The sequence below is a fragment of the Phocaeicola coprophilus DSM 18228 = JCM 13818 genome (assembly GCF_000157915.1).
In the GTDB taxonomy this organism is placed as follows: Bacteria; Bacteroidota; Bacteroidia; order Bacteroidales; family Bacteroidaceae; genus Phocaeicola; species Phocaeicola coprophilus.
The window spans coordinates 359015-362578 of record NZ_EQ973632.1 but is presented as its reverse complement, the minus strand read 5'-3'; the positions used below and the strand labels follow the sequence as shown (position 1 = coordinate 362578).

The following is a 3564-nucleotide window of genomic DNA, read 5'->3' as shown; positions in this document are numbered from 1 at the left end:
AGAAGGGACTAAAATCTAAATAAGCATTATGAGTAGCTCAAAAAATTTATTTGTTTCCATTTCATATTCACAAGATAATCTTGATCATAAAAGATGGGTTAGTAAACTAGCTCAAACATTAAAGAACGAAGGTTTTAAGGTTCTTGTCGATATTTTTAATCTTCATGGAGGTGAAGACATAAATGAATTTATGGAAAATGTCATCATCCATTCTGATAAGGTATTGATCATAATGACACAAGGCTACAAAGAAAAAGCCGATAAGCGATTCGCTGGTGCCGGATATGAGGCTAAATTAATTGCAAATTTAATCAAGGAAAATCAGCATACAAGAAAATTCATTCCCATAAAAAGAGACAAAGATGATTGTATTCCTAATTTCCTCAAGCCCTTGGTATTTATCGATATGTCAGACGATAACTTATTTAATGAAAAAATTGAAGATCTTTTATTAGCAATATCCGGTTCTGATAGTGATTATGATGATTTAATACGGGAAATAAATTATCAGATTGATTCATTACAGCCCTATGAAGAATATTATGGTGACACTATTCCTCTCATAGAACAAAAAAAATATCAGCTTTCACTGAAAGTACAAAACGCACAATCGGAACATAACTTCCTAGAAGTAATAAAATATAAAATACAGATAGCTCAAATCTGTCAAGAACAAAATAAAAGTCAAGATGCATATAAGCTGGAAGAAGGTATTCGTGAAGCCTATGCAATGTTATCAGATTTTGAAAAGGTTCAAGCCAAATCAATAATAGCTGATTATAATAGCGACATGGCTTTATATATAGATCAAGATATAAATCGGAATAAATAAGCAATTTAAAGGATATCCCCTATTAAGCAAATAAAAAATGAAATCATCCAAAAGGGTTCATACAGTTTCAACAATATCTACTATTCTAATTATATTAGCTTTTGTATTCCTATTTTTCAGTTTCATTGCACCACATATTCTATCAAGGAAATGTTCTTCATTTTCTGAAACAGGACAAATTGGCGATACAATTGGAGGATTGATGAATCCATTCATTGCTATTTCCGGTGTTATAACAACATTTCTCGCTTTTCTGCTGCAAATAGAAGCCAATAAATTGCAAAGACAACAATTTCTAAAGGTTCTACAAAAAGAAAAAGAAAAAGAGGAAAATGATTGTTTATACTATCTACAAATCTTAAACATCGATTTAAAAAATATTATAAAATCTATTGACACAAATATAGATTATATAAATCTTTTTATAAAAGATATTAAACAACATCCACTGCAAACAGCTAATTTACAACGAACATCTTTACAACAATTTTATCGTCCTAAAAGAATACCAAGAGAACTGATTTTTAGAGGTTTTGAATTATATATCAAGCCAATAAATTCTAATTGGATCTCCATATTTAATAATTTCTACAATAGTTTAGACTTTATACCGGAAGCCTTTAAGAACGTATATCAGTTTACCGACCATTATAGGAAAGGGACATATGATATAAGGATCATGGTAAAAGAACAACTAACAGATCTGGAGAATAACTGTATAAAAGTATTATATCACCCTGACAAAACTTTAAATAATACTCTAAGCGATCACATAAAACAGTTTTTATCAGAGTTTCATGAGGAAACCACAAATAGTTGCCGTGAAGTAAGAGAAAGCAATTTCTTTTTAATCAGACAAATTCTTCAAACTTATATAACAAATTTAGAAGCTTTAACTGCTCTCTCTCCTTATAGCTACAGAGTACAGCAATCCTTAATTTCTGATATGCGAAATGTAATCAAATTATTAAATGAAATACAACAACAAACAAGTTTACTCATCCCGGAATTAGAAAAAGCTGTATCTGACATAAGTAATGATCCTAACTCATCGAAAAATAAGTTACAGGCTATCACTCATGTAATTGACAAAGCAATATCGATTCAAAAATTATAAAACAACCATACATGCTAAGAATAAAGGATTTATCCCTTCTGGAAAGCAGAAGGGAGTTATCATTATTGCCTGAAGGCAAGGTGCTGATCAACACCATTAATGCACATTCATATAACACGGCACAGAAGGATCCGCTCTTTGCAGAGGCTCTCCAGAAGGGGGATGCCCTGGTGCCGGACGGGGCCAGCATCGTAATGGCCTGCCGGTGGCTGAAGGCCAAATCGCAACCAAAGGAACGGATTGCAGGATGGGATCTGTTTGAACATGAAATGGAACAGCTGAACCGGCGGGGAGGCAAATGTTTCTTCATGGGAAGCAGTGAACGGGTGCTGGGGCTGGTCAAAGCCAAAGCTGCGGAGGTGTATCCGAACATCACGGTAGAGACGTATTCCCCACCCTACAAGCCGGAATTCAGCGACGAGGAGAACCGGCAGATCATCGAAGCGATCAACAAGGCTAATCCGGATCTGCTCTGGATCGGCATGACGGCGCCGAAACAGGAGAAATGGGTCTACACGCACTGGAAGGAACTGGACATCCACTGCCACTGCGGTGCCATCGGAGCAGTATTCGACTTCTTTGCGGGAACCGTGGAGCGCGCCCCGAAATGGTGGCAGGAGCACAGTCTGGAATGGCTGTACCGGCTGATCAGGGAACCGCGACGGATGTGGAGACGGTACATCATCGGAAACATGCTGTTCCTGATCAACATCGCAAAAGAGAAATTCTAAAAAGAGCATATCAATCCTTTTCATAACTTCTAACCAATAATTCTATGGGAAATAAGCTACTGACCTACAAGCGGATGGTGAACACAATGGTCATCATCACGGAGACTCTGATCTGCGGCGGGCTGTTCGGACTGTTTTACAGCTGGGCGCAGGGAAGCAGCTGGGAAAAGACAATGGGAGTACCGCAAACACAGATCATGCTGACGCTGATGCTGTGTTATTTCATAACGGCGATCAATACGGGGGTTTCGCTCTACAACCGCAAAGTGTATGCTTACCGGATTGTGGGCCACGTGGTACAGAATGTGTTTGTCTTCGCCATCCTGGCGGGATGCATCCTCACCGTAGGACACTATACGGATGCCTGGTCGAAGCTGTTTGCGGGCTATCTGGCAACCCTGCTTGTCTGTCTGGCGGTATTCCGGCTGACGCTGCGCTACCTGGTGAAAAGTTACCGCTCACGGGGTGGAAACCTGCGCTTCGTGGTGCTAGTGGGAAGTTATGAGAACAATGTGGAGCTGTACCGGGAACTGACGGAAGCTTCGTATGCGGGATTCCGGGTAATCGGTTATTTTGACCACGAACCCAGCAACCGCTATCCGAAGGAATGTCCGTACCTGGGACGGCCGGAAGACGTGACGGCCTATCTGGGACAGCATCCGAGGGTACACTTCCTGTTCTGCTGTCTGCCTTCGAAGGACCGGGACGTGATCATTCCGATCATCAACTTCTGCGAGAACCATCTGGTGAGATTCTACAGTGTGCCGAACGTGCATAACTACCTGCAGAACCGGATGTACTTCAACATGCTGGGCAGTGTGCCCTTCCTGAGCCTGCGGCCGGATCCGCTGAGCCAGCTGGGAAACAAGTTCGTGAAACGGACG

The 3564-nt window shown here is 40.3% G+C and carries 3 protein-coding genes and 1 pseudogene; all 4 read left to right on the top strand.

Annotation, left to right across the window (positions count from 1 at the left end; genetic code table 11):
* Window positions 1–28: 28 nt before the first annotated feature.
* Window positions 29–832, top strand: coding sequence for a toll/interleukin-1 receptor domain-containing protein (locus BACCOPRO_RS17090; protein WP_008140847.1), 804 nt, complete (start codon window positions 29–31; stop codon window positions 830–832).
* 37 nt (window positions 833–869) lie between these two features.
* Window positions 870–1949, top strand: coding sequence for a hypothetical protein (locus tag BACCOPRO_RS03140; RefSeq protein WP_118400685.1), 1080 nt, complete (start codon window positions 870–872; stop codon window positions 1947–1949).
* Between the two features lie 11 nt (window positions 1950–1960).
* Entirely contained in the window at window positions 1961–2680 is a 720-nt protein-coding gene (locus tag BACCOPRO_RS03135) for a WecB/TagA/CpsF family glycosyltransferase (protein ID WP_008140845.1), read from the top strand.
* A 44-nt stretch (window positions 2681–2724) separates the two neighbouring features.
* Window positions 2725–3564, top strand: a pseudogene (locus BACCOPRO_RS03130) (undecaprenyl-phosphate glucose phosphotransferase); the annotation flags it as partial.